Genomic DNA, 16,407 nt, shown 5'->3' with positions numbered 1-16,407 from the left:
CCCGCGCCGGGCTCAGGCCGTGCCGGCGACCTGGGCGCGGTGTATGGCCGCCAGCGCGGCGGTGACGTCATGCGCGGGTTGAAACGAGTCGGGCCGCGCCATCGACCAGCCCACCTTGAACACCGTGTGCCGGAATTCGCCGCGCAGCAGCTCGCCCGGTTCCAGTTCGGGGAACAGCGCGGACAGCAAACGCACTTCGCTGGAAGAAATGCGCCGCGCGATATGGTGCGGGCGCAACTGGCTGGGGTGGGTCAGGCCCGCGGCCTGCAGCAGTTCGGCCAGGGCGTGCAGCGTATTGCGATGGAAGTGGGCCACGCGCTGGGCCTTGTCCGGCACCACCAGCGCGCGCTGGCGCAGCGGATCCTGGGTGGTGACGCCGGTAGGGCACTTGCCGGTATGGCAGGCCTGTGCCTGGATGCAGCCGATCGCGAACATGAAGCCGCGCGCCGCGTTGCACCAGTCGGCTCCCATGGCCATGGCGCGCGCCATGTCGAAGGCCGTGATGATCTTGCCGGACGCGCCCAGCCGGATGCGGTCGCGCAGGTTCACGCCGATCAGGGTGTTGTGCACCAGGCGCAGCGCTTCGCGCAGCGGCGTGCCGACGTGGTCGACGAACTCGACCGGCGCCGCGCCGGTGCCGCCTTCGGCGCCGTCGACCACGATGAAATCGGGCGTGATGCCGGTTTCAAGCATGGCTTTCACGATGGCGAACCACTCCCAGGGGTGGCCCACGCATAGCTTGAAGCCCACCGGCTTGCCTTCGGAAAGTTCGCGCAGGCGCGCCACGAAATGCAGCAGCCCTATGGGCGTGTCGAAGGCGCTGTGGCTGGACGGCGAATTGCAGTCTTGCCAGGCCGCGACCCCGCGCGCCTCGGCGATTTCGGGCGTGACCTTGGCGCCCGGCAGGATGCCGCCGTGGCCCGGCTTGGCCCCCTGCGACAGCTTGATTTCAATCATTTTCACCTGCGGCGTACAGGCGTTGCGCACAAAGGCGGCTTCGGAAAACGCGCCGCTTTCGTCGCGGCAGCCAAAATAGCCCGAACCGATATTCCACACCAACGCGCCGCCCGCCTTGCGGTGGTAGCGGCTGACGCCGCCTTCACCGGTGTCGTGCGCGAAGTTGCCCTGGCGCGCGCCCTCGTTCAGCGCCATGATGGCATTGGCCGACAGGGCGCCGAAGCTCATGGCCGAGATGTTGAACGCCGACATCGAATATGGCTGGGTGCATTCGGCCCCGCCGACCGTCACGCGGAAATCGGCGTCATCCACGCGCGCCGGCACCAGCGAATGGTTGATCCATTCGTAGCGGTCGCCGTAGACATCTTCCTGGGTGCCGAACGGGCGCTTGTCGATTTCGAGCTTCGCGCGCTGATAAACGATGGACCGCTGCGCGCGCGAGAACGGCGCGGCGTGGGTGTCGTCTTCCAGGAAATACTGGCGGATCTCGGGCCGGATGAACTCAAACAGGAAACGCAGGTTGCCCAGCACCGGGTAATTGCGGCGGATGGCGTGGCGTTCCTGGACCAGATCGTAGACGCCCAGCAGCGCCAGCAAGGCCAGCGGCACGGCTGCCCATAGCCAGTGCGGCGATACCGTCGCCGCCAGCGCGCCCGTGATGGCGGTGCCCACCAGCACCAGGACAAAGGTTGTGTAGCGGCCAACCATCCAGGTCATGCGAATCTCTCCCGATTGCGGATGACGGCAACCATACCACTAGACGCGGCTTGCCTGAACTACTGGCCGCCGCCCAGCCGCAGCGCCAGCGCCGCCAGCGTGACCAATAGCACCGGCAGGGTCAGCACGATGCCGACCCTGAAATAGTAGCCCCAGGTAATGCGCAACCCCTTGCGCGCCAGCACGTGCAGCCAGAGCAGCGTGGCCAGGCTGCCGATGGGCGTGATCTTCGGGCCCAGGTCGGTGCCGATGACGTTGGCGTAGATCATCGCGTCGCGCACGACGCCGGTGGCGTGGGTGTCGGCCACCGCCAGCGCGCCCACCAGCACGGCGGGCAGATTGTTCATGACCGAGGCCAGAAATGCCATGACCAGGCCCGTGCCCAATGCCGCGCCCCAGATGCCATGGCCGGCGAATGTGTCGAAAAGCGCGGTCAGATGGGCAGTGAGGCCGGCATTGCGCAGGCCGTACACCACCAGGTACATGCCCAATGAGAACACCACGATATGCCAGGGCGCTTCGCGCATGACGCGGCGCGTGCCGACGATATGGTGGCGGCCCGCCACCAGCAGCAGGGCCAGGGCGCCGGCCGCCGCGATGGCGCTGACGGGGATGCCCAAGGGCTCCAGCACGAAAAAACCCGCCAGGAGCAGCGCCAGCACGGCCACGCCGGCGCGGAAGGTGGCGGGGTCGCGCACCGCCGCGCCCGGCGCACGCAATTGCGCGACGTTGTAGCGGGCCGGGATCTGCTTGCGAAAATACACGAACAAGACGGCCAGCGTGGCCGCTACGGCCGCGGCGTTGACGGGCACCATGACCGAGGCATAGCGGCCGAAGCTGATATTGAAGAAGTCGGCCGATACGATATTCACCAGGTTCGACACCACCAGCGGGGTGCTGGCGGTGTCGGCGATGAAGCCGGCCGCCATTACGAATGCCAGCGTGGCGCTCAGCCCGAACCCCAGCGCCAGCAGCATTTCCATCACGATGGGGGTGAGGATCAGCGCGGCGCCGTCATTGGCGAACAGCGCCGACACCGCCGCGCCCAGCAGTACGATCAGCGCGAACAGCCAGTGGCCGCGGCCGCCGCCCCAGCGGGCCACGTGCAGCGCGGCCCATTCGAAGAAGCCCGCCGCGTCCAGGATGATGCTGGTGATGATGATGGCGATGAACGTGGCCGTGGCGTTCCAGACAATGTGCCAGACCGCGGCCACGTCGGCGGGCTGCACGACGCCGCAGGCCAGCGCCACCGCCGCGCCAGCCGAGGCGCTCCAGCCGATGTTCAGGCCGCGGGGCTGCCAGATGACGAGGGCCAGCGTGACGATGAAAATTGCGGCGGGCAGCAGCATGGGGGGCGAAACTCAGGGAAGCCGCGTGCTGATCCAGGCGACCAGCAGCGTGACGGTGGGCACCGACAGGACGGTGGAAAGCAAGATGGCGCGGGAAGTGGCGCGCGCGTCGCGGCCATACATCTGGGCCAGCATGAAAGGCCCGGTGCCGATAGGCAGGGCGGCCATCAGCACGGCGCACCAAGCCCATAGCGGCGGCATCGGAAACACCATGAACGCCAGCGCCGCGGTGGCGGCGGGCTGCAGCACAAGCTTGCCGGCGACCAGCCGGCCCACCACCGCGCGGCCGCCGCCCGGCTGGGCCTGGGCCAGGAACAGGCCGATGGTGACCAGGGCGCACGGGCTGGCCGACGCGCCCAGCAGCTCGACATAACGGTCCAGGCCGGCGGGCAGCGCCGCGCCCGACCAGGTGCTGGCCAGGCCAAGCAGCGGCGCCACCAGCAGCGGGTTGCGGACCAGCGCCCGCGCCACTTTGGCCAGGGTGGCGCCCAGGTTGCGGTCGCGGTGCTGGTCGAATTCGATAAGGGCGATGGCCGCGCCGAACAACATGCAGGCCGTGAGCAGGGTGGTGATCACGGCCGGCGCCAGACTGGCCGGGCCGAGCAGGGCCAGGCATAGTGGAATGCCCATGTAGCCGGCGTTGGTGTACGAGGCCGCCAGCCCTTCGATGCTGAGGTCGGTCAGGGCGGGAACGTGGCGCCGCGGCCACAGGCAGGTGGCGGCGAAAGTAATGACGATACCGCCGCCGAATGCGGCTACGAACCCCCAGTGCATCTGGCCGGGATCGGCATGCGCCATGGCGCGGAACAGCAGCGCCGGCAGCGACAGGTAGACCACATAGCGGTTCAGCGCGTCGGTGGCGGTCGGGCCCAGCACCCGCCAGCGGGCTGCCATCCAGCCGGTCAGGATGAGGGCGAAAACCGGCAGGGCGGCGGTGACGACGGCTTGCATGGCGCGGGGGTATTTTGAGGTGCGCACATTCTACTGTGCGGCGGCGGGTTCCAGCCGGGCGCGTTGCCTGCGAAAATCGGGGTGTGCCGCCGCGGCCACGCCATTACCGACCACTGGAGACTCGCCATGCCCACCCCGCCCGCCATTCGCATTGTCCTGGGAACCTGGGAGCGCCTGCGCGACGACGCCTACTCCGTGCGGCACGAGGTGTTCGTGCTGGAGCAGGCGGTGCCGCCCGAAATCGAGCTCGACGACGATGATCCCGTGGCCGTGCATGCCGTGGCCTATGGCGATGACGGCACGCCTATCGCCACCGGGCGGCTGCTGCCCGATGGTCATATCGGCCGCATGGCCGTGCGCAAGGCGGCCCGTGGCAGCGGGGTGGGCGGGCAGGTGCTGGATGCCCTGATCGCGCAGGGGCACGGCGACGGCCACCGGCTGCTGTTGCTGCATGCCCAGACCCACGCCCGCGGCTTCTATGAAGCCCACGGATTCGCGGCGCAGGGCGAGCCCTTCGTCGAGGCGGGCATCGAGCACATCGCCATGACGCGCGAGCTGGAACACTGAAAATAGCCAAAGAAAAACCCCGATGCCTTGCGGGCAATCGGGGTTTTCGGCGCATCGCGCAGGTAAGTCGCGATGTAGTAATTGGTGCCCAGGAGAGGACTCGAACCTCCACACCTTGCGGCACATGGACCTGAACCATGCGCGTCTACCAATTCCGCCACCTGGGCTTTCTGCTGTTGTTCTGGCGCGGTGTTGTTTAATCGCGTTTGAGCAACAGAGGACGCGCATTATGCACACTTTTCAGGCCGGGCGCAAGCCGACTGGGCGGCCCGCCTGCCCGCGCTGCCAGCGGCCGCTGGCGCATTGCCTGTGCCGGTGGATTCCGGCGCTAGACAGCCGCACGCGCGTAGTGGTGCTGCAGCATCCGGAAGAGGCGCGCCACGCCCTGAATACCGCCCGGCTCGCCGTGCTGGGCTTGCGTAATGCCAGCCTGCACGTGGGGCGGCGTTTCGACGCCGCCCTGTGGCAAGTGCCCGGCTACGAGTCCTGGCTGTTGTTTCCCGGAGAAGGCGCCGAGCCATTGGAGCGCGCCGCGTCGCCGGGCCTGCCGCGCTTGCTGGTAGTGCTGGACGGCACCTGGCGGCACGCGCGCCAGGTGCTTGCGGCGCACCCGGCGCTCGCGGCACTGCCGCGCGTATCCCTGGATGGCGGGCCGGGGTCGCGCTACCGGGTGCGCCATGCCGCGCATCCGCAGGCGCTGGCCACGATCGAGGCGGTGGCCGCGGCGCTCGACATCCTGGAAGCGCCGCGCTCGTTCGTCGCGCTGCTCGATCCGTTCGAGGCCTTGGTGGCCGGGCAAATCGCCGCCATGGGGCAGGCGCGCTACGAGCGCGACCACCTGCGCCGCGCCGGCAGCCGGGCCCGGAAAGAGCAGGGCGCGGGCGCGCAGGAAGCGGACCCGCACGGAACCGGCCTGGAGGAAGGAAAAAACGGAAAAGCGGGCAAAAACGGCAAAGCAAAGGCGGAAAAACAAACCCCCGGCGAACCTTGAAGGGTTGCCGGGGGCTGGGGCGGCCGCTCGGCGTGGCCGAACTGCCTGAATTCCGTGGTGCCCAGGAGAGGACTCGAACCTCCACACCTTGCGGCACATGGACCTGAACCATGCGCGTCTACCAATTCCGCCACCTGGGCACTGAGCCAGACCTTGCAGATTTGTATGATACGCTGCAAAACTGCTAGCAACGTGCTACATGCCTTACCATACTGGTCTTCAAACCGGTCTTGCTGCAGTGATCAGCCTTGGGCAGACCACAGAAGCGAAAGATTATATACAGGATTCCCAACTTTGGCAAAACGATCGAATAAAGATTCGAATAACAATAACAACGGCAGATCAGGATTCGTGTTGCCCGAAACGCCCCCCGACTTCGACCCCGACGTGCCTTCGCGCGAAGCCATTCTGAAGGCGCTGCGATCAGCCGGGGCGCCGCTGTCGCCCGCTGAACTGGCCGAGCGCATGGGTGTCGAGCGGCCCGCCACGCTGGTGGGTTTCGAACGCCGCCTGGGCGCCATGGAGCGCGACGGCCAACTGATGCCGAACCGCAAGGGCGTGCTGCTGCTGGCCACCAAGCTCGATTTCGTGGCCGGCAAGGTGCAGGGCCATCGCGACGGCTTCGGCTTCTTGCTGCGCGACGACGGCGGCCCCGACCTGTTCCTGTCGCCGCGCGAGATGCTCAAGGTGCTGCATGGCGACCGCGTGCTGGTCAAGCCTTCGGGCGAGTACCGCGGCAAGCCCGAGGGCATGATCGTCGAGGTCATCGAGCGGCGCACCAACAAGCTGGTGGGCCGCTTCCTGCACGAGCACGGTCTGTCGATCGTGGTGCCGGAAGACCAGCGCATCAAGCACGACATCCTCATTCCGCCGGGCGACACCAATGGGGCGCAGCACGGCCAGGTGGTGTCGGTGCAGATCATGGAGCAGCCGACGCGCCACACGCAGCCGCTGGGGCGGGTTTCCGAAGTGCTGGGCGAAATCGACGACCCGGGCATGGAGATCGAGATCGCGGTGCGCAAGTTCGACGTGCCGGTCGAGTTTTCCGAGCCCGCCGCCAAACAGGCCTCGCGCCTGCCCGACGTGGTGCGCAAGGCCGATCTGAAAGACCGTATCGACCTGCGCGACGTGCCGCTGATCACCATCGACGGCGAAGATGCGCGCGATTTCGACGACGCGGTGTATTGCGAGCCCGTGGAGCTGGGCAGCGGGCAGCGCAAGCGGCCGGCCTGGCGCCTGCTGGTGGCGATTGCCGACGTCAGCCATTACGTCACGCCCGGCGATGCCCTGGACGACGATGCGCTCGAACGCGGCACCAGCGTGTATTTTCCGCGCCGCGTGATTCCCATGCTGCCCGAGTCGCTGTCCAACGGGCTGTGTTCGCTCAATCCTCAGGTCGACCGGCTGGTGCTGGTGTGCGATATGGTGATTCCGGCCACCGGCGCCAAGGCGGGCACCATCACGGCCTACCAGTTCTACAACGCCGTGATGCACTCGCATGCGCGCACCACCTACACCCAGGTGTGGGAAGCCCTGCAGCAGCCGGGCGGGCCGGTGGCGCACGCGCTGGGCGAAATCATGCCGCACGTGCGGCACCTGCATGAGCTCTACCAGTTGCTGGTGCAGCAGCGCAAGAAACGCGGCGCCATCGATTTCGATACGGTCGAGACCAAGATCGTCTGTAACGAACTGGGCCGCATCGAGCAGATTGTCGGAGTGGTGCGCAACGACGCCCACAAGCTGATCGAAGAGTGCATGCTGGCGGCCAATACCTGCGCGGCCGACTTCATGAGCCGCAGCAAACACCCCGGCCTGTACCGCATCCATGAAGGTCCCACGCCGGAACGCCTGACTTCACTGCGTGAATTCCTGCGCACCCTGGGCCTGTCGTTGGGCGGCGGCGAGGCGCCTACCGCCAAGGATTACGGCGAATTCCTCGACAGCGTGCGCGGCCGGGCCGATTTCCAGCTGCTGCAGACCATGTGCCTGCGTTCGATGCAGCAGGCCATATACAGCCCCGACAACGTCGGCCACTTCGGCCTGGCATATCCGGCCTACAGCCATTTCACGTCGCCCATCCGGCGCTATCCCGACCTGCTTACGCACCGGGTGATCAAGGCCCTGCTGGCGGGCCGGCGCTATGTGCCGGGCCTGGAAGACCAGCCGGTGGTTATCGGCCGCACGCAGCGCGAGCATGAACACGCCACCTGGGAAAAACTGGGCCTGTTGCTGTCGGCCAGCGAGCGGCGCGCCGACGAGGCCTCGCGCGATGTCGAAGCCTGGCTGAAGTGCTGGTTCGTGAAAGAGCGCGTGGGCGAAGATTTCAGCGGCACGGTGACAGGCGTGGCCAGCTTCGGCGTGTTTGTCACGCTGGATACGCTGCACGTGGAAGGCCTGGTGCACGTGTCGGAACTGGGCGGCGAGTACTTCCAGTTCAACGAGGCGCTGCACGAACTGCGCGGCGAACGCACCGGCATGCGTTACCGCCTGACCGACAAGGTGCAGGTGCAGGTTTCGCGCGTCGACCTGGAAGCGCGCCGCATCGAGTTCCGCCTGGTCAAGGGCACCAGCTTCGAGGCGCTGCGCAAGGCCGCTTCGCGCAATCCCGACGAGCCGCGCAAGGTGAAGAAAGCCGCCGCGCCCAAGCCGGCGGCGCTGAAGGGACAGACCGCCAAGCAGCGGCGCGCCCAGGCCAAGAAGGCTGCCAAGCCAGCGGCCCCTGCCAAGAAGCGCGCCCCGGCCAAGAAAACCGCGCGCCGGTAGCCGGGCGCGGGCCGGCCAGCGCCGCAGGCAGTAACATGGCGGCTATGGCCGGGCGCGCGTTGGCGCGCCGGCGGCCGGCCCCCCGGAGGGGCCGGCTTGTCGTTATCTACAACAAGGTGAACATTCATGGCGTCGGCCCAAGTCCTGGCGGGGTTTCACGCGGTCGTGGCGCGGCTGCGGCACGCGCCCGAGTCGATCAAAGATATTTATGTCGAGGCCTCGCGCCGCGACAAGCGCATGCTGGCATTCCTGGAGCAGGCCGAGCGGGCGGGGCGGCGCGTGCACCCGGTGTCGGCCGAACGGTTGGACGGCCTGGCGCGCGGCACCCGCCATCAGGGCGTGGTGGCGCTGGCCGAAGAGCGCCTGCTGGCGGTCGATGTCGATGAAGTGCTGGACACGATCGAAGGGCCGGCGCTGCTGCTGGTGCTGGACGGCGTGACCGACCCCCACAACCTGGGCGCCTGCCTGCGCACCGCCGATGCCGCCGGCGTGCATGCGGTGGTCGCGCCGCGCGATCGTGCCGTGGGGCTCAACAGCACGGTACAGCGGGTGGCTTGCGGGGCGGCCGACACCGTGCCCTATATCACCGTCACCAATCTCGCGCGCACGCTGCGCGGCCTGAAAGAACGCGGCGTGTGGGTGGTGGGCACCGACGACCAGGCCGCCGGCAGCCTGCATACGGTCGACGCGCGCCAGCCGATGGCCTGGGTAATGGGCGCCGAGGGCGAGGGCATGCGCCGCCTGACGCGCGAAACCTGCGACCAGCTGGTCAATATCCCGATGCTGGGGTCGGTGGAAAGCCTGAACGTCAGCGTGGCCAGCGCCGTGTGCCTGTACGAGTCGGTGCGCCAGCGCCGGGAGTAAACTTTCCGCTTTCATTCCGGCTGTCATGGCGCGTCATAGCACCCCCTGCGGCATGACCAGATGTACTCCGGTCGGGGACGCGCGGCCCCGGTTTTGCCGGTACGCCTGCGTCGCTCCTTGAAAGAGCAGCGCGCGGCGCTTCGGGGGTGGGCTTATTTCGGTTTCTATCATGCCTCAGAACGGTTTCACCACCACGATTCTTCATTCCGACCGCTTGCAATCCGTCGAGCACGGCGCGGTGCACAAGCCCATCCATACCTCGTCCGAGTACGCGTATGCCGACGCGCGCGAACTGGCGGCGGTGTTCCAGGGCAAGGCCGGTTTCACCTACGGCCGCCAGGGCACGCCCACCACCACCGCGCTGGAAGCCAAGATCAGCAAAATGGAAGCGGGCACGGGCACCGTGTCGTTCGCCACCGGCATGGCGGCCTTGGCGGCGGTATTCTCGACGCTGCTGCGCAAGGGCGACCACCTGTTGTCCAGCCAGTACGTGTTCGGCAACACCAACAGCCTGCTGGGCACGCTGGCCGAGCTGGGCGTCGAGGTCAGCTACGTCGATCCCACCGACATCGCCCAGGTGCGCGCCGCCCTCAGGCCCAACACCCGCATGGTGTTCACCGAAACCATCGCCAACCCGGGCACCCAGCTGGCCGACCTGGCCGGTATCGGCGAGCTGTGCCGTGAACTCAACCTGGTGTATGTCATCGACAACACGTTGACTTCGCCGTGGATGTTCCAGGCGCGCTCGGTGGGCGCCTCGCTGGTGATGAACTCGCTGTCCAAGTACATCAGCGGCCATGGCGACGCGCTGGGCGGCTCCATTACCGATACCGGCCTCTACGACTGGTCGGGCTACGCCAATATCTACGACAGCTACCGCAAGGGCCCGGCCACCGGCTGGGGGCTGTTGCAGATCAAGAAAAAGGGCTTGCGCGACATGGGCGGCACTTTGTCCGCCGATTCGGCGCACCGCATCGCCGTGGGCGCCGAAACCCTGGCCCTGCGCATGGCGGCGCACTGCAGCAATGCCCTGGCGCTGGCGCGGATGCTGCAGGCGCACCCTGGCGTGGCGCGTGTGTTGTACCCCGGACTCCCCGAGCACCCGCAGTACGAGCGCGCGACCCAACTGTTCGGCGGCCGCTATGGCGGCCTGCTGGGCATCGAGCTGGCCGACGGCGTCGATTGTTTCGATTTCCTGAACCGCTTGAAAATCGTGCTGATGGCCACGCACCTGGGCGACACGCGCAGCCTGGCGCTGCCGGCTGCGCACACTATTTATTATGAAATGGGCGCCGAGCGGCGCGCCCAGATGGGTATTGCCGACAGCCTCATCCGGGTGTCGGTGGGCATCGAAGACCAGGCCGACCTGCTGCACGACTTCGACCAGGCGCTCCAGGCCTGTCTGGCGTAACCCGCGCCGATTTTTTCGCAGGCCCTCATGCTTATACAAATTGCCGAAGTCTTCAGCGCCGCCGAGGCGGCGCAGATCCGCCAGCGCCTGGAGCAGGCCGACTGGGTCGACGGCCGGGTCACGGCCGGCCACCAGTCGGCCCAGGTCAAGCACAACCGCCAATTGCCCGAGCAGCACCCGCTCGCCCAGGAGCTGGGCGAGCTGATCCTGCAGCGGCTGTCGGCCAACAACCTGTTCATGTCGGCCGCGCTGCCGCGCAAGATATTTCCGCCCTTGTTCAATCGCTACGAAGGGGGCGAGTCGTTCGGCTACCATGTTGACAACGCGGTGCGGGTCGTGCCGGGCACTTCCGAGCGCGTGCGCACCGACCTCTCTGCCACGCTGTTTTTTTCCGACCCCGATACCTACGACGGCGGCGAGCTTGTCGTAGACGACACGTACGGCCCCCGTTCGGTCAAGCTGCCCGCCGGACACCTGGTGCTGTATCCGGGCACAAGTTTGCACAAGGTCAATCCGGTAACGCGCGGCGCTCGCATCAGCGCGTTTTTCTGGATGCAAAGCCTGGTGCGCGAAGACAGCCAGCGCAATCTGTTGCTGGACATGGACGTTGCCATCCAGCGACTCAACCAGGACGCCGCCGGCCATCCGTCCATCGTGCAGCTTACCGGCATCTATCACAACCTGCTGCGCCGCTGGGCCGACGTCTGAGGCCCTGCCGCGGCGGCGGGGCGCGTGGCGCTGCGTGAACGCAAGCTCGCTTATTTGATAATGCTCCGAGCCAGTATTGGCGCGGCTTTTGGCAAGCTTTCCTCTTGACAGCCGCTTCGGCGCAAGGCCTAATACGTCTCTGCGTCGCTGACACTTCACCACGGTATCGTGGCGGTGAAGTCTCCGCGACGCAGCAATTTTGCAGTTGCGCCTGGTAGTGCCCAGAAGCATTTCCACTCGTCCGTTCTTCCGTTTGCTGGCCTCGTAGCCTGCCTCCGAAGCTGGCGCGCGCCCGACAGAACCAATACCTTGTGAGGGGTAAACCTGAATGAACAAAACCGAACTCATCGATCATATCGCCAGCAAGGCTGATATCTCCAAGGCTGCTGCTGGCCGTTCGCTTGACGCCCTGATCGGTGCTGTCAAGACCACGCTCAAGAAGGGCGGTACGGTCACGCTGGTGGGCTTCGGCACGTTCGCCGTTTCGGCGCGCGCTGCTCGCACGGGCCGCAATCCGCGCACCGGCGAAACGATCAAGATCAAGAAGGCCAAGGTGCCCAAGTTCCGTCCGGGCAAGGCCCTGAAAGACGCCGTCAACTAAGCCTGTCGACGGTATCGCGCGGCGCTCCGCCCCGCGATCGAAAAGCCCTTGAATCGGCGTGCTGCGCCGGGCCTTCAAGGGCTTTTGTGTTTTCTGGGGGCAGGCTACGTCGGGCGATGGCAGGTGTCGGGTTCCGGCAGGTGCCTGGCATCGTGCTACTGAAGCAACCTCTACGCACCTCGGTGTCAGGCACCTGTCGGAGCCTGACCCCTGCAACGATCCCTTGAGGTCAGGCACCTGCCGGAGCCTGGCCCCTGTCAGATGCCTGCGACGCGATCCGCAAAACAAAAAGGCACCCGGAACGGGTGCCTTGCTGTGCGGGGGGTGGTGGGTGCTACAGGGGTCGAACCTGTGACCTACGCCTTGTAAGGGCGCCGCTCTACCAGCTGAGCTAAGCACCCCCGGGTGCCGCCTGTGCGCCGCCAGGCGCCAGGGTGGCTGCGCTGCCGCCAAGTGCAGCGCGGACGGCAGTATACCGGAGCCGCCTGGCCCCGGCAAATGGGCCTTAAGGCTACATGCCGGCGGGCATGGGGTGCATCATGTTGGCGTTCATGTTGTGCAGCACCCACGCCGAGCCGCCCACGATGATGGCGATGACGAATACGGCGAACACAAAGGCCGACAGGTTGTCGCGCTGCGAGCGCGAAGCGCCCATGTGCAGGAAGTAGACCAGCTGCACCAGCAGTTGCGCCACGCACAGCACGATGATGCCGGGCATCGCCAGCGAGCGCGGCACGGCGCCGGACATGACCAGGCCGAACGATGCCAGCGTCAGAAGAATGGAAAGGCCGAAGCCCACCAGGTACGATTTCAGGGTGCCATGGGCGGCGTCGTCATGGCCGTGGTCCGCCGCGGCTATCGTGTCGTGCGACATCAGAGCGCTCCCAGAAGATAAACAAATGTGAACACGCAGATCCAGACGATGTCCAGGAAGTGCCAGAACAGGCTCAGGCACGACAGGCGGCGGACGTTGACCGAATCCAGGCCGTGGCGGCGCACCATGTCGACCATGACCGCGATCCAGACCAGGCCGAACGTGACGTGCAGGCCGTGGGTGCCGATCAGCGTGAAGAATGCCGACAGGTAGGCGCTGCGCTGCGGGCCGGCGCCTTCGGTGATCAGGTGATGGAACTCGTATATTTCCATGCCGATGAAGCCGGCGCCGAACAAGAACGTGACGCATAGCCAGCCGATGACGCGGCGCGCGCGTCCCGCGTGCAGGTTCAGCATGGCCATGCCGAAGGTGAAGCTGCTGATCAGCAGCAGCATGGTCTCGACCAGCACGAACGACAGGTCGAACAGTTCCGCGCCGGTGGGGCCGCCGGCGGTGGCCTTGGACAGCACGGCAAACGTAGCGAACAGGACCGAGAAGATCAGCAGGTCGCTCATCAGGTAGATCCAGAACCCGAATACGGTCTTGGATCCGTCATCATGGTGTCCGGCGTGGCCGGACCCGTGGGGCAGGGCGGTTACAGCTTGGGTCATGGCTCAGGCGGCTTTTTGCATGTTGGCGAGATGGGCGGATTCGATGCGCTCGACTTCCGCGGCGGGCACGTAGTAGTCGGTGTCGCGGTCATAGGCGCGCACCAGGAACGAGCCGATCATGCCCAGGAGGCCGACGATGGCCAGCCACCAGATGTGCCAGATCAGGCCGAAGCACATGGCCAGCCCGAAGGCGCCGATGTACACCCCGGCGCCGGTGTTGCGCGGCATGTGGATGTCTTCGTAGCTGGCGGGCGCCGTGTAGGCGGTGCCGTTCTGCTTGTTTTCCCAGTGCTGGTCCAGATGGTCGACGTGCGGCACGTGGGCGAAGTTGTAGAACGGCGCGGGCGACGGAATCGACCACTCCAGGGTGCGGCCGCCCCAGGGATCGCCGGTGGTGTCCAGGTTCTGCTTGCGGTCGCGGATGCTGACGAAGACCTGCTGCAGAATGAACCAGATGCCCAGCGCCACGAAGCAGGCGCCGACCAGGGCCACGATCAGGTACGGCTGCCACTCGGGGTTGTCGTAGTGGTTCAGGCGCCGCGTCATACCCTTGAAGCCCAGGATATACAGCGGCATGAAGGCCAGGTAGAAGCCCACCAGCCAGCACCAGAACGAATACTTGCCCAGCCGCTCGTTCAGCTTGAAGCCGAAGGCCTTGGGGAACCAGTAGGTCATGGCGGCGATGCAGCCGAATACCACGCCGCCGATGATGACGTTGTGGAAGTGGGCGATCAGGAACAGGCTGTTGTGCAGCACGAACGACACCGCGGGAATCGCCATCAGCACGCCGGTCATGCCGCCGATCACGAAGGTGACCATGAACCCGATGGTCCACAGCATGGGCGTGGTCAGCTCGACCCGGCCGCGGTACATGGTGAAGAGCCAGTTGAATATCTTCACCCCGGTGGGCACCGAGATGATCATGGTCATGATGCCGAAGAAGGCGTTGACGTTGGCTCCCGACCCCATGGTGAAGAAGTGATGCAGCCACACCAGGAACGACAGGATGCCGATCGCCGCCGTGGCGTAGACCATCGAGGTATAGCCGAACAGCGGTTTCTTGGAGTAGGTGGCCACGATTTCCGAGAACGCGCCGAAGCAGGGCAGGATCAGGATGTAGACCTCGGGGTGGCCCCAGATCCAGATCAGGTTCACGTACATCATGACGTTGCCGCCCATGTCGTTCGTGAAGAAGTGCGTGCCCAGGTAGCGGTCGGCGGTCAGCAGGGCCAGCGTGGCGGCCAGCACCGGGAAGGCGGCCACGATCAGCACGTTGGTGACCAGCGCCGTCCAGGTGAACACCGGCATCTTCATCAAGTTCATGCCGGGCGCGCGCATGCGCAGGATGGTCACGATGAAGTTGATGCCGCTCAGGGTGGTGCCCAGCCCCGATATCTGCAAGGCCCACAGGTAATAGTCGACCCCCACCCCCGGGCTGTAGTCCAGCCCGGACAGCGGCGGGTAGGCCAGCCAGCCGGTAGCGGCGAACTCGCCCACGAACAGCGACAGCATCATCAGCACCACGCCGGCGCCGAACAGCCAGAAGCTCAGCGAGTTAAGGAATGGGTAGGCCACGTCGCGCGCGCCGATCTGCAGCGGCACGATCACGTTCATCAGGCCCGTGATGAACGGCATCGCCATGAAGAAGATCATGATGACGCCATGGGCGGTGAAGATCTGGTCGTAGTGGTGCGGCGGCAGGATGCCCGCCGAGTCGGCCGAGGCCACCGCGAGCTGGGTGCGCATCATGATGGCATCGGCGAAGCCGCGCAGCAGCATGACCAGCGCCACGATGATGTACATGATGCCGATGCGCTTGTGGTCGACGGTGGTGAGCCAGTCGGTCCACAGGTACTTCCATTTGCCGTAGTAGGTGATGGCGCCCACCAGCGCCAGGCCCAGGATGGCCACCGCCGCCAGCGTGACCATGACGATGGGCTCATGGTACGGAATGGACTCTAGGGTGAGTTTGCCGAACATCAGTTGTTTCCTGCGATCAAATTCTGCGACGTGGGCGTGCAGTTCGCCGGATCCAGGCCGGCGATCTTGCTCATCTGGTTGTGCATGATGTAGTCGAACATGCCCGTGGGGGTGCTGGAGTAGCGCGTGGCGGCCACATTGATGCTGGGCGCCGCCAGGGCCTGGTAGGCCGCGGGCGTGAGCGGGTTGTTGGCGGCCTTGGCCTGGTTGATCCAGTCTTCGAAGCCCTGTTGCGACGTGGCGATGGCATTGAAGCGCATGCCTGAAAAACCGCCGCCGCTGTAGTTGGCCGAGATGCCGGCGTAGGTGCCGGGCTCGCGGGCGATCAGGTGCAGCTTGGTTTCCATGCCGGCCATCGAATAAATCTGGCTGCCGAGCTGAGGAATGAAGAAAGAGTTCATCACCGAGGCCGACGTAATGCGGAACTGCACCGGCGCGTCCACGGGGAAGGCAATTTCATTGACGGTGGCGATGCCGTAGTCGGGGTAGATGAACAACCACTTCCAGTCCATCGACACCACGTCGATGTTCACCGGCTTGACGGCCGATTCGATGGGGCGGTAGGGGTCCAGCTCATGCGAGGAGCGCCAGGTCAGCACGGCCAGAATGCCGACGATGATGCAGGGAATGGTCCACACCACCACCTCGATGCGGGTCGAGTGCGACCAGCGCGGCATGTACACCGCCTGGGTGTTCGACGCGCGGTATTTCCAGGCGAAATACAGCGTCATGATGATGACGGGCACCACGATCAGGAGCATCAGCCCCAGAGCGGTGAGAATCAGGGTTTTTTCCTGGGCGCCGATGTCTCCCTTGGGGGAAAGCACTTCCATCGTGCAGCCGCCGAGCAGCATGAGCGCACCGATACCGAGCGTGCGCCCGAAGGTGGCAAAGAAGGGGTGTTTCACGTACAGCCTTGAGGGTGGATTGCCGTGGCCGGCAAGAAATGCATCCGCGCCTTGCGCAGACGCAAAGATGCGGTGAAGCCGCAATGCTAGCGATTTGTTGCAGCGCAAACATGCGACGAAAAGTCGCATCAATTTGGAGTCTTACCGAGGAATGG

13 protein-coding genes, 3 tRNA genes and 1 pseudogene are annotated in these 16,407 nt (G+C 65.8%); 7 read left to right on the top strand and 10 right to left on the bottom strand.

What is annotated here, in order from left to right:
- Positions 1–12: 12 nt before the first annotated feature.
- The 3 genes from BPET_RS13730 to BPET_RS13720 are packed head-to-tail and all read right to left on the bottom strand — an operon-like array spanning position 13 to position 3,974.
- The gene (locus BPET_RS13730) at positions 13–1,674 is read right to left on the bottom strand and encodes an FMN-binding glutamate synthase family protein (RefSeq protein WP_012249620.1); all 1,662 of its coding nucleotides are present in this window, start codon (positions 1,672–1,674) and stop codon (positions 13–15) included.
- Between the two features lie 59 nt (positions 1,675–1,733).
- Positions 1,734–3,023, bottom strand: coding sequence for an arsenic transporter (locus tag BPET_RS13725; protein ID WP_012249619.1), 1,290 nt, complete (start codon positions 3,021–3,023; stop codon positions 1,734–1,736).
- 12 nt (positions 3,024–3,035) lie between these two features.
- Positions 3,036–3,974, bottom strand: coding sequence for an AEC family transporter (locus BPET_RS13720; RefSeq protein ID WP_012249618.1), 939 nt, complete (start codon positions 3,972–3,974; stop codon positions 3,036–3,038).
- A gap of 126 nt (positions 3,975–4,100) precedes the next feature.
- Between BPET_RS13720 and BPET_RS13715 the strand changes: the two genes are divergently transcribed.
- Positions 4,101–4,541 carry a GNAT family N-acetyltransferase gene (locus BPET_RS13715; RefSeq protein ID WP_012249617.1) on the top strand — a complete coding sequence of 147 codons (441 nt, stop codon included), beginning with the start codon at positions 4,101–4,103 and terminating at the stop codon, positions 4,539–4,541.
- An 82-nt stretch (positions 4,542–4,623) separates the two neighbouring features.
- Here BPET_RS13715 and BPET_RS13710 read toward each other — a convergent pair.
- Positions 4,624–4,708, bottom strand: a tRNA-Leu gene (locus BPET_RS13710).
- A gap of 62 nt (positions 4,709–4,770) precedes the next feature.
- On the opposite strand from BPET_RS13710, the pseudogene BPET_RS13705 reads away from it, so the two are divergent.
- A pseudogene (locus BPET_RS13705) lies at positions 4,771–5,406 on the top strand (tRNA-uridine aminocarboxypropyltransferase); the annotation flags it as partial.
- Between the two features lie 181 nt (positions 5,407–5,587).
- Here the strand turns inward: BPET_RS13705 and BPET_RS13700 are convergent.
- Positions 5,588–5,672 (bottom strand) — tRNA-Leu (locus BPET_RS13700).
- Positions 5,673–5,826: 154 nt separating this feature from the next.
- On the opposite strand from BPET_RS13700, the gene rnr reads away from it, so the two are divergent.
- From rnr to BPET_RS13675, 5 genes are all read left to right on the top strand, one after another.
- On the top strand, positions 5,827–8,295 hold the full coding sequence (gene rnr, locus BPET_RS13695) for a ribonuclease R (protein WP_085970211.1): 2,469 nt from the start codon (positions 5,827–5,829) through the stop codon (positions 8,293–8,295).
- Between the two features lie 126 nt (positions 8,296–8,421).
- Positions 8,422–9,159, top strand: a complete 738-nt coding sequence (gene rlmB / locus BPET_RS13690) for a 23S rRNA (guanosine(2251)-2'-O)-methyltransferase RlmB (protein WP_012249614.1) — start codon at positions 8,422–8,424, stop codon at positions 9,157–9,159.
- Positions 9,160–9,328: 169 nt separating this feature from the next.
- The gene (locus BPET_RS13685) at positions 9,329–10,570 is read left to right on the top strand and encodes a cystathionine gamma-synthase family protein (protein ID WP_012249613.1); all 1,242 of its coding nucleotides are present in this window, start codon (positions 9,329–9,331) and stop codon (positions 10,568–10,570) included.
- A 27-nt stretch (positions 10,571–10,597) separates the two neighbouring features.
- Entirely contained in the window at positions 10,598–11,278 is a 681-nt protein-coding gene (locus BPET_RS13680) for a Fe2+-dependent dioxygenase (RefSeq protein WP_012249612.1), read from the top strand.
- 328 nt (positions 11,279–11,606) lie between these two features.
- Positions 11,607–11,879 carry an HU family DNA-binding protein gene (locus BPET_RS13675; protein ID WP_003812968.1) on the top strand — a complete coding sequence of 91 codons (273 nt, stop codon included), beginning with the start codon at positions 11,607–11,609 and terminating at the stop codon, positions 11,877–11,879.
- A 325-nt stretch (positions 11,880–12,204) separates the two neighbouring features.
- Here the strand turns inward: BPET_RS13675 and BPET_RS13670 are convergent.
- From BPET_RS13670 to cyoA, 5 genes are all read right to left on the bottom strand, one after another.
- A tRNA-Val gene (locus BPET_RS13670) sits at positions 12,205–12,280 on the bottom strand.
- Between the two features lie 110 nt (positions 12,281–12,390).
- Positions 12,391–12,753, bottom strand: a complete 363-nt coding sequence (cyoD, locus tag BPET_RS13665; RefSeq protein WP_012249611.1) for a cytochrome o ubiquinol oxidase subunit IV — start codon at positions 12,751–12,753, stop codon at positions 12,391–12,393.
- A complete protein-coding gene (gene cyoC / locus BPET_RS13660; RefSeq protein ID WP_012249610.1) occupies positions 12,753–13,364 on the bottom strand; it encodes a cytochrome o ubiquinol oxidase subunit III in 612 nt (203 codons plus the stop codon). The genes cyoD and cyoC overlap by 1 nt, the downstream gene beginning before the upstream one ends.
- Positions 13,365–13,367: 3 nt before the next feature.
- Positions 13,368–15,344 carry a cytochrome o ubiquinol oxidase subunit I gene (cyoB, locus tag BPET_RS13655; protein ID WP_012249609.1) on the bottom strand — a complete coding sequence of 659 codons (1,977 nt, stop codon included), beginning with the start codon at positions 15,342–15,344 and terminating at the stop codon, positions 13,368–13,370.
- Positions 15,344–16,252, bottom strand: a complete 909-nt coding sequence (gene cyoA, locus BPET_RS13650; RefSeq protein ID WP_041862900.1) for a ubiquinol oxidase subunit II — start codon at positions 16,250–16,252, stop codon at positions 15,344–15,346. Before cyoA ends, cyoB begins: the two co-directional genes overlap by 1 nt.
- Positions 16,253–16,407 lie beyond the last annotated feature (155 nt).

The sequence above is a fragment of the Bordetella petrii genome (assembly GCF_000067205.1).
In the GTDB taxonomy this organism is placed as follows: domain Bacteria; phylum Pseudomonadota; class Gammaproteobacteria; order Burkholderiales; family Burkholderiaceae_B; genus Bordetella_A; species Bordetella_A petrii.
Note: the sequence above shows the minus strand (reverse complement) of the source record. Positions and strands in the feature narration are given on the sequence as shown.